This window comes from Pantoea sp. UBA5035, from assembly GCF_002415245.1.
GTDB classification, from domain to species: Bacteria; Pseudomonadota; Gammaproteobacteria; order Enterobacterales; family Enterobacteriaceae; genus Pantoea; species Pantoea septica.
In genome coordinates this window covers 406,709-415,974 of record NZ_DICD01000028.1, presented here as the reverse complement: position 1 = coordinate 415,974, position 9,266 = coordinate 406,709, and the positions used below count along the sequence as shown (strand labels likewise).

Genomic DNA, 9,266 nt, shown 5'->3' with positions numbered 1-9,266 from the left:
CTGATCCGCAGGCTGTGCGGCTGAAGCGTCGGGCGCAGCGCTCGCATCCGCCGATGGTGACGGCGACGGCGTATGCTGCGCCGTTGCATCTGGCGCGACGTGGGTTTCACCTGGCGTCTCTTCAGAGGTGGCTGGCGCCACCGTTGAAGGAGAAGATAAACGCTGCAGCTGCGGATCGGTCGGCACATTGGCGTCCGGTATGGCAAACTGCGGCAGCTCGGCGTCGCTTGCTGGCGTGGTTGAGTTAATAATGCTGGTATCGGTCATGGCAGACTCCTTAGTGATGATGAACGATCGGAGGGCGTGAAAGCCTTCACCAATCAGGTTAAAAATTCGCATTAGACTCTCCTGTTACGGCTTCGTAGCATTTTCATCCTGTATGACGACCCGCTTCACCTTGTCGACCGTCTGATCGGGCAGCGTATCCAGCTTCTTCTGAAGCACAGACACCTGCTTCGACAGCTCATCCACCTTGGCTTCACGTCGCGCGGCGGACTCGCGGGCTTCACGCCGGATGTCATCCACGCGCCGATTGGCAGTGCTGCTGACGTATAAAAAAAGAATGGTCATCACAATGCATACCAACGACATGCCCAGCATAAGCACACCGATCATGACTTTGCGCTTGTGGCTCACCGGTCTTATTTCACTGTGTATCTCGGCCATCGCTACGCTCCTCTAAAGTAGAAATCAGCCTGTCGATTTCATTACGAAACTTGCTGTTTTGGTCGGCATCGGTCATGACAACCAGAATGCCGAGCGCGTTTTTGATTAAGCGCAGATCGGTCTCCAGGGTAGATATCCGCCGTAAATTGGTATCATGGCGTATGCGTAGATCGTCATTCTCCTGACGGAGCAGCGCATTGCTCTCCTTCAGCAGTAAGACCTGCTCCTTATAGCTGGTAATGATTTCTCCACCGGCACGATTGCTGGTGACAATAGAAGCAATGCCTGCAATAAGCGGCTTCCAGAAAAGCGCGGCCGCTCCGCCCCCAAGAACTAACGCGCCAACACTGGTTATCAGACTACTTTCCATGCCTCACCTCTGTACCTCGACGGGTAACGGCTGCTGACGTCAGGCGTAAAACGCAAAGCGCCTCCCTCGCCGTAACTTAAGATTGCTTAAATTCACAGCTTAAGTATACTTAAGTCTGGCTCTCAGGAGATGTCAAGAAGATGGAAAAAGAAACCACGGGCGATCGTATTCGCTTCCGCCGTAAGGCACTGAATTTGACGCAAAAAGCTGTCGCGGAAAAAATCTCGGTTTCCCATGTGGCGATATCGCAGTGGGAAAAAGAGGAAACGCTGCCGCGCGGAGAAAACCTGCTGCGACTCGCAGAGGTGCTGGGCTGCGCGCCAGCATGGCTGGTAGACGGGGATGGACCGGTGTTTACTGTACAAACGCAGGCGCAAACCGGCCTGCCTTTTCTGGAGAGAGAACAGATTGGCGACTGGCTGGCGGAGGCGACGCAGGTTGAGATCCTCCGGCGGATCCCCACCGATCGCAGCTACTCTGCCACCAGCTTTGCCTTGACGCTGTGGGACAACGCGCTGGCCCCCCAGTGCCTGCGTGGCGACCTGCTGCTTATCGATCCGGAATTACCGCCCCAGCCTGGGGATCTGGTGCTGGCGCTTACTGGAGAGAACGAGTATGTGTTACGAAAATATCGCGCGCGCAGCCACAACAGCTTTGAACTGGCGCCGCTGAATGAGGATTACCCGCTGTTACGTTCATCGGAACAGGCGCTGTCTGTGTTGGGAACGCTGGTGGAGTGGCGACGCTATCGCGATGCGGCGCATTAAGCCGTTAAAATCTTCCGCTTCGCTCGAACTTTCGCCGCGAAGCAGCGTCCTACTATGCATGTGGATAATTCCATGTAACGATTTCACCCGCCTTGAGCGGGCTTTTTTTTGCCTATAAGAATTTCCTGTGACGAATGCCTGCTCCTGCATTTCTTTATCCTGGCGCCAGTGAGAAGATAATCTGGCGCTATGCGCATACCCTTTACGTAATGCAATCGAGAGTTCTGCTTGACTGGACTTGCCCGCTGACCTGTGCGGGCAATTTTTTGCGCGCTTTAATGAATAAAGCCGCCCGCAGACGGCTTTCATATTCAGGGATTCAGATTTTCATCCTCATCTTCATCCTCAATATCATCTTCTACATACTCATCATCTTCTGGCATCTCATCCCCCTCTCCGCCGGGTATATCTTCTACGCCGCCTGGGAGCTGGCCGTCGCCGGGAATGGGATCGATATCATCGGGACGTTCTGACATACGCACCTCCAGTTACCCCTATTGGGTATATTTAGTTTAGTGCTGTGACTATTTAATATGCGCCCTCCCTTGCTGAAACGTGAACGAAGCGTAAAAGATCAAACATTACGCCGTTGCCGTTTGGCTTATTGAAAAGGCTGTGTTCTATCTACTTTTTCACAAAAGCGCCGATAAATTTAATTCTGTTTATTGACGGATCGCTTTATAGGTTCTTCAATGAAATAAGAGACTGCACTGGAGGAAAAGCTCATGACCGAACTGTTACATATTATCTCTGTCAGCGCGATTGTCGCCGGAATATATCTAATTCAGTAAGAGAATGGTCACGCGCAGGTAATATTATGACGATAACCTTCTCTGATATGACCGCGGTGCCTGGGAGACGCCTCAGCGCAAAACCTGACGCAGCAAGGCCTGAGACAAAAATGCTGGTTGAAAACCGTCGTCGACAAGCCTTCTTACACCGTCTGAAATAATATATTGTTTTTCAGGAAAACGTCTGACTGAAATATATTCATCCAAATTCAGTAATATTAATGATGCAGCATCTCATCTACCACCTGTTCCTGTGTTAACTGCCAGGGATAATAAGTGGGCCAGTTATCCATCTCTTCCAGCAGCGCCTGCTGAGAGATATTGCCGCTAAAAAGATGAAAATGGCTCGACTTTCGTGGTGCGATAATATGATCGCTAAACTGCACATATTTCGGCGCCTGACTGTTCCTGTCGTGACATTCAAACAGGTAGCGAACGCCTTTTTTTCCGGAGGCATAGGTCAGGATTTTATGTCCGGCATAGCTGTAGCGGCAGGATGCCACGCTGTCGCCGCGGTGGAATTCGATGACACCATCTTCAATGCCCAGCCGCTCGATTTGCGTGGCGTAGCCTTTGCGGTAGTAAGCTTTGATCTGTTCTGGAGTTTTATGGCCATCTTTTTGCGCTTTCTGCGCGAAGACCGCATCCAGCTTGCCCTGCTCCAGCAGCGGATAGACGGACTCCCATACGCCATCCCAGTCTGACAGCGGGCGATCTTTGACATCTTTGTCGTCAAACTCCCCTTCGGCCGCTTTTTGCTCTGTTTGCGACAGCGCTGGGCCGTGTGCGTGGTGACCATGGGCCATAGCTTGCCCGCTAAGCAGCAGACTTAACGCGATGACTTTTCCTTTGCTTGCCAACATATTTACCCTCCATCAGTGAAAGAGTGTAAAATGTTATGATATAACATTTTTAAAAACAAGCTTTGCGTATGCCCTCTTGCTAGCTGGAATGGAAAAGCCCTTGCGCCTCTGATTTTGAATCTGTTGCCACCACGCACTTCACATCACGCAGCGCCTGTAGCTCGGCAAGTCGTGATTTCGCCTTTTCGCTGGCGTTGTGGCGCGCAATACCGTTGCCGATACCGAGATCGCCCATAAAACCCAGTACGGTGCGATAGTCAAAGCTGCCGGTCTCTGTGATCGCCTGCTGGATATGGCGCGTTTTGACGATTTCCTGTTCCAGTGCCTGGCAGTTCAGCGTCACCGCTTCTTCATCCGTTACCGCGGAAACCTGAGGGTACTGTTTGGTTGCGCAGGCGGAGAGCAGCAGCACGGCTGCGATTATGAGTATTTTCATTGGGATGTCAGTTATGCCGTGCTGATTATGAGGGGGTTGAACCTGCATATTCATGATTTAACTTTGCGGTTTTGCAGGGGTACGTTGATTCAGGCTGGTTCAAGGTTTATCAGAAGCATACCGCAAGGCACATTTCATCAATCGGGTGAATACGAGGTGTTTTGCGGTATTTTTTTGTGCTTCATGTGTGCTACGGGCTCTGGCAGCACACAATTTTGGCGGCTAAGGTCGTTGCGGTATATCTCTGTTAACAATGTAGAACATCAGAAGGCCATGAAAGAGCAAATAATGAGCAAAGATGAGATTTTTCTCAGTTTCTTATGCTGCGCCTCTTCCAACAAAGCGAAAAAAGATCAACAATAATCTGTTAAGGAAATGTAATAACTTACTAAGAATAATGCTAGCCTGCAAATCAGGTTGCATCACGAAGGGCTGAAATTGAAATCACTTAATATCAATTATATGGAGCGCATAGACCATTTAAGGTTCTTTGCTGCGGTTATGCTGATGGTTCACCACTTCAGAGGAAATATTAACTGGGATGGCTCTTTTTCTTGGAATGCATTTGCCAGGCTTTGGATGGAGAATGCGTCAAGCGGTGTTTCTTTATTCTTAGTTTTAACAGGCTTTTTGTTCTGCCTGATTTCTAACAGTGGAAAAAAAGAAATGCGTTACGGTGGGTATCTCTACAACCGAATTTTACGCATTTTTCCACTCATGGTTTTTTTGTATTCATAATCATATGCTGCAGCAGGCAGCAGTCAACTCCTATGGACATACTTAGGGTTTTAACACTCCAGTTGAATACAGGAAATATTTCTACCGGATGGGGAAACGAATTTTTCCCTTCTGGCCCTATATGGACGATTGCCGTAGAATTTCAGTTCTATCTAATCTTCCCATTCCTTGCTTTATTTCTTGGGAGATATGGACCAAAATATCTGGCAGGGATAGTTATTCTTATGCTCTTAGCTCGCTTTAATGTTGCGACATTGAAAGGCGGCGAAATTTATTACAACCTTTATCATACTATGATAGGAAGGCTTGACCAGTTCGCTATTGGTATGCTACTGGGTTATTTTTATCAAAATGGCAGACTCGACAGATTATCTCAATTGCGTTTTAACTTACCTGTAGCAATTCTTTCTTTTCTGGCACTCTCTGTTCTTTTTACTTTTAAAAAGACCACTGTACCTTATAGCACAATGTCATTCCCGATTGAGGCGGCTTTGTGGGGGATTATAGCAGTTTGCTACCTGAAGGCTCCACTTCCTGAAATAGCTGTTGTTAATAAATCACTATCAAGCTTGGGGATGGTTAGTTTCTCTATGTACCTTTTGCATCTGCCTCTTGGTTATATGGTAAATGTTATTTTTGGGTTTCAAAATGCTACTACTGTCACTGGTTCTCTTTCAGAATCAGCCGTCAGGATACCAATTATTATTGCTATTTCATTTTTCACCTTTTATATGATCGAGAAACCCTTTATGGGACTGAGAGTAAAGTATACTAAATCCAGATAGTTAAATTGGCCTTCCAACTCCTTCTGGAAGGCCCCTTTTGAATTAAGGTCGATAAATAATTAAAACAGATAATGTTTTTATCAAAGTACTGAACGCAATCGTTTTTGTTATAGCTGGTTTGGCTGAAAGAAAACGAGTTTTCTTTCAAGCCTTTGTAGTATTTTTTCTTTATATACATTGAAATATTACCCTGCTACATATCCGATTTATTTTTTTGCCTGTACTAATGCATGATAGAGCAAGGATTTTTGGGTTGAATCTAGTTGACTCATGAGAATGGATTACGTATTTCTACAGTTAATGCAGGATTGAGCGCAAAGGTCGCGCACGGTATATCTTTACGGGTACTATGTATTGAAAGCGTTTTTTAGATGGTTAGCCGGAACTTGTCATCACCGTCCAGAATCGTCGTGGTAACTTTACCCTGCACGATGATTTTCTCCAGCTTATCCCCGTCTATCGTTTCACCGTCCTGTGTAATCTGCCCTAAAGCAACAATTTGCCTGCCATCGGATAGCCATCGTATCAAAACGCTACCTCGTCGCCGTTTACGCCGCGATCGACGATGACAAAGCTCTTAAGCGTCTCTATGCGGAACGCGCTAGACGATAGGAGGAGGTCTAAGTTCTCTTCTATATATGACGCGCCCACTTCACATACCCCATGCTTCTCACTCCTCACATTTCATATTCGCCGCTATCAGTCACGAGTTCCTAGAGGCACAGCTGATAGTGCCTAATTCAGCGATTGTACTACTCCACTGTCCAGCCATGGTTGAGTTTCTCGAATTCGAGGCGAAAGTAGTTTGTGGTAACAATCCGGTGCCCTCGGCCATCGAGCTGGATGGCATTGCTAAACGCAGCGCCGATTTCATATTCGCCTGGCATAAAAACCACTTTGTCAATTTACTGTATATAAATATAGTAATATTAAATTTAAATCTGGTAAGCCGCTACGGTAAATTTTTATAAAGCCGGAGAGAGTAAGCAGGTAAGCCTGGATAAGCCAGGCGTGAGTGGTTAAGATTTAGTCACCCATCCCGTAGCCTGCTCAGATCGGCGCGGTATAAATCTGCCCTGGGACCGGGGCTTTTTCCAAAAATCTACAAGCTAATTAAAAAAACATATTTTTGAAAGTTATCATTAAGGATGGTACATTTTAGCAAATTTTTTCAGTATACAGATTCGACATTTGAGGAAGGGGTAGAAATTGGTAAACCTAACGACTCTTTTAAAGTTTTTTAGATTTTATATATTTTCCATATTTTCATTAACAAAAAAAATATCTACGATACATACAATAACGTTCAGGGTTTTCTCTCCTGAAGGTGGCCGTGGGGGCGGTTCAGCGGTGCAAACGTGTCAGAACTTACTTTTAGGGGATAGCTTTGGCAGTATTAGGCTAAAATACACCTATTTTGAAGAAAATGAATTCTCCCGTAATTGGCAAAGCAGACTAGCAGACCTTTTTGGTGCTACTTTTTTTGCTATTCAAAAGACTCGAAAAGAAAAAGGCTGCGCATACATAACTCACGATTACGGTACAGCTTTTGGACTGGCATTACTAAGAAAGCGCTTTATCTATATTGCTCACCTTCAAGGTCCGAGAGTAGAAGAGAAGCATAATTATGGTGAGATATTTACTAACACAGATGCCTGGATAGTTAATTTTTGCGAGAGGTTTGTGTTTAAAAAGGCTATGTATGTGTGCTTTCCAAGCGAAGGTGCGCGAGACTATTATTTTGAAAGTAAGTATCGCTCCCTTGACAAAGGAACCTCAAAGATTGGACCTGTATTATACAATACAGTTTTCACTAATCCACAACCCCAGCCTGTTGATGGGATCTTTGCAAACTCAGACGTGACCACTGTTCTTTCTGTTGGTTCGCTTCTGCCAGCTAAAGGTCTGGACCTTGCTCCAGCATATTTGGATAAAAAACTTAGGTTGACTGATACCAAGGTCAGGTGGATATTAGTTGGCTCAGGCCACCTGAAGGATGATATTTTAAATAAAGCAAAAGCTCTTGAGTTGGAGCACTCAAACTTTGAATTTATCTTTTTTGAGTCTTTGTCTTACCCACAGATACGTTATTTGAATTCAATCTGTGATGTTTATCTCATGCCTCACAGGGTATCTATATTTGACTTAGCCACCCTTGAAGCAATGATGGAAAGTAAAATGGTGATTCTCTCCCCTACGGGCGGTAACTTTGACTTCAATAAAGAAAATAATATAATTTTCACAAACGACGATACAACAAACATCTTTAGTCGCGAAGTTTTGACGGCCTATGGTAATAAAAATAAATACATTTACGAAAAGTATTTCTCGCCCAATAACTTTATAAAATCCTACCAGTCAGTAATTAAAGATTTAATTAATTAACCCAAAAAAAAAGGGCCACCTAAGTGGCCCCCAGTATTTAATAAAGCCTTCCTTCTTACTATAACTCATATCTGTCTCACAATAAAACGCCTTCTGTTTTTATACTATAAAAACCTTATATCTCAAAACCCCATCGCAAAGGATTGCATTGACTACTATTGATTCGCCATTCTTAATTAAAGCGCAAGTTAAGGTTTCAATTATGCAAACTCTCGATTATTACATAGCCTGCGCAGCCAGCTCCGCCTGCCGCAAGTAAACTACCAAATGATGATGGCCCACCAAAGCGCCTGCTCCTCCTGTTGCGGAACCAGAGGATTCTCCCGAACCAAATACCAAGGTACCCAACAGACATAGCCCCTAATAAGAACTACCTTCGGATCTGGTTCATGTATGAGGGCAAAAGACGGTGGGAGGGGTTCGGTGTACCCGAAATGCCGAAGACGGAAGCGGGCAACAGGGTAATAAGCATGATCGATGCAGCAGCAGAGGTCCTCCGCGACCAGCGCGAGCTGACAAGAATGTATCCTCAGACACCTTTCACTTTTCATACCAGGGAGTACGGTGAGCGGATCGAGGACCAGAAAACATTCGCCTTCAACGCCAGTCTGGATTCAGTAAACGGCAGGTCAGGCGCTTACTATTCAACAGAGTCGCCAGGTCAGATATGGAACAGTGCATTAAGGCGTGCAGGCCTTCGTTACCGAAAAGCATATTAGTCCAGCCACACCTATGCATGCTGGTCACTCTCTGCAGGAGCAAACCCCAACTTCATCGCCAATCAGATGGGGCATGCTAATGCGCAGATGGTGTATCAGGTATACGGATCCTGGATGAAGGAAAATGACGAAGCACAAAGGAGCCTGCTCAACGAAAAACTGAACGAGTTTGTCCCATCCATGCCCCACACCAAAGCGATCTAACCTTTAATTTTATGTTTATTAGTTAGTTAGCTAACCTAAACCTGCATATTCATAATATCGGTATAAGCCGCCACCAGCTTATTCCTCACCTGAATCCCCATCTGCATTGAGATAGAAGACTTCTGCATATCCACCATCACATCGTTCAGCGCGATGCCCGGCTTGCCCATTTCAAAATCCTGCGCCTGCGTGCGGGCGGTGTTCTGCGTATCGCTGATCTTATCAAGCGCCGCTTTCATGGTGGCGGCGAAGTCGACCGGCTGCGTCGCCTCGCTGCTTTTGTTACTGGCCTGCAGCGAAGTCAGCTGAAGCTGCTGTAAAACGCCGTCGATTGCCTGAATGGACATGCCGTTACCTCATTGAAAGAGAGATGGAATTTTCTACGCTCAAAAAGTTAACACATTGTCAATGAGACAAAGGCGCTAAATAACCGCAAAAAACCCGGCTTATTCGCCCATCGAATTTTGCGATAAAGAAAATAATGCCATGCATTGAAGTGGAGTTTCTTTTACGCAGTGTCAGGGAGTCTGTTTTGTCACTAC

The 9,266-nt window shown here is 46.1% G+C and carries 9 protein-coding genes and 1 pseudogene; 3 read left to right on the top strand and 7 right to left on the bottom strand.

Annotation, left to right across the window (positions count from 1 at the left end; translation table 11 throughout):
• The 3 genes from B3229_RS21230 to B3229_RS21220 form a co-directional block, all read right to left on the bottom strand.
• Nucleotides 1-267: hypothetical protein (locus B3229_RS21230; protein ID WP_286874194.1), on the bottom strand; the 267-nt coding region annotated here is incomplete at its 3' end.
• An 84-nt stretch (nucleotides 268-351) separates the two neighbouring features.
• Nucleotides 352-666: a hypothetical protein gene (locus B3229_RS21225; RefSeq protein WP_048786048.1), complete on the bottom strand. Its 315-nt coding sequence runs from the start codon at nucleotides 664-666 to the stop codon at nucleotides 352-354.
• Nucleotides 647-1,036, bottom strand: a complete 390-nt coding sequence (locus B3229_RS21220; RefSeq protein ID WP_048786050.1) for a hypothetical protein — start codon at nucleotides 1,034-1,036, stop codon at nucleotides 647-649. The genes B3229_RS21225 and B3229_RS21220 overlap by 20 nt, the downstream gene beginning before the upstream one ends.
• 140 nt (nucleotides 1,037-1,176) lie before the next feature.
• Here B3229_RS21220 and B3229_RS21215 point away from each other — a divergent pair, with 140 nt between their 5' ends.
• Entirely contained in the window at nucleotides 1,177-1,803 is a 627-nt protein-coding gene (locus tag B3229_RS21215; RefSeq protein ID WP_286874191.1) for a helix-turn-helix domain-containing protein, read from the top strand.
• A 311-nt stretch (nucleotides 1,804-2,114) separates the two neighbouring features.
• Here B3229_RS21215 and B3229_RS21210 read toward each other — a convergent pair whose 3' ends face one another.
• From B3229_RS21210 to B3229_RS21200, 3 genes are all read right to left on the bottom strand, one after another.
• On the bottom strand, nucleotides 2,115-2,279 hold the full coding sequence (locus tag B3229_RS21210) for a hypothetical protein (RefSeq protein ID WP_193390102.1): 165 nt from the start codon (nucleotides 2,277-2,279) through the stop codon (nucleotides 2,115-2,117).
• Between the two features lie 533 nt (nucleotides 2,280-2,812).
• Complete coding sequence (zinT, locus tag B3229_RS21205; RefSeq protein ID WP_286874189.1) at nucleotides 2,813-3,457, bottom strand: metal-binding protein ZinT; 645 nt, start codon at nucleotides 3,455-3,457, stop codon at nucleotides 2,813-2,815.
• Between the two features lie 79 nt (nucleotides 3,458-3,536).
• Nucleotides 3,537-3,893 carry a hypothetical protein gene (locus B3229_RS21200; RefSeq protein WP_286874186.1) on the bottom strand — a complete coding sequence of 119 codons (357 nt, stop codon included), beginning with the start codon at nucleotides 3,891-3,893 and terminating at the stop codon, nucleotides 3,537-3,539.
• A gap of 462 nt (nucleotides 3,894-4,355) precedes the next feature.
• Between B3229_RS21200 and B3229_RS21195 the strand changes: the two are divergent.
• Nucleotides 4,356-5,416 (top strand): annotated as a pseudogene (locus B3229_RS21195) (acyltransferase family protein).
• A 1,209-nt stretch (nucleotides 5,417-6,625) separates the two neighbouring features.
• A complete protein-coding gene (locus tag B3229_RS21190) occupies nucleotides 6,626-7,801 on the top strand; it encodes a glycosyltransferase (protein WP_286874183.1) in 1,176 nt (391 codons plus the stop codon).
• Nucleotides 7,802-8,759: 958 nt separating this feature from the next.
• Here the strand turns inward: B3229_RS21190 and fliE are convergent.
• Nucleotides 8,760-9,071: a flagellar hook-basal body complex protein FliE gene (fliE, locus tag B3229_RS21185; RefSeq protein ID WP_033749815.1), complete on the bottom strand. Its 312-nt coding sequence runs from the start codon at nucleotides 9,069-9,071 to the stop codon at nucleotides 8,760-8,762.
• Between the last annotated feature and the right edge of the window lie 195 nt (nucleotides 9,072-9,266).